This window comes from Paraburkholderia sp. SIMBA_054 (assembly GCF_046534875.1).
Lineage (GTDB): Bacteria > Pseudomonadota > Gammaproteobacteria > Burkholderiales > Burkholderiaceae > Paraburkholderia > Paraburkholderia hospita.
On record NZ_JAWRXV010001724.1, the window covers coordinates 1 to 236 of the forward strand.

Below are 236 nucleotides of genomic sequence, written 5' to 3' on the forward strand. Positions count from 1 at the left end.
CACGCGAGGCGTTTTCAGGGAATGAAGCGATTGACTCACAGGAACATCGAGCCGGGCGATCTCTTCGCCTTTCTGGTAACGGACGATCTATTTGCCGTTGGCGTCGTTGTGCGGTCGGATATCGAGCTGTACATATGCGTGTTCAAGGAAATGGTGTCCTCGGGGAACCTGCCAGGATTGAAGGTGGAGGAGCTAACGCTATTCCTGGTCGGCAGGACGAGCGACGAAAAATTCTT

1 protein-coding gene is annotated in these 236 nt (G+C 53.8%); it reads left to right on the plus strand.

Annotation, left to right across the window (positions count from 1 at the left end; all coding sequences use genetic code 11):
• Nucleotides 1-21: 21 nt before the first annotated feature.
• Nucleotides 22-236, plus strand: a 215-nt coding sequence (locus SB822_RS61000; protein WP_410859640.1) for a hypothetical protein, incomplete at its 3' end; no start/stop codon positions are given.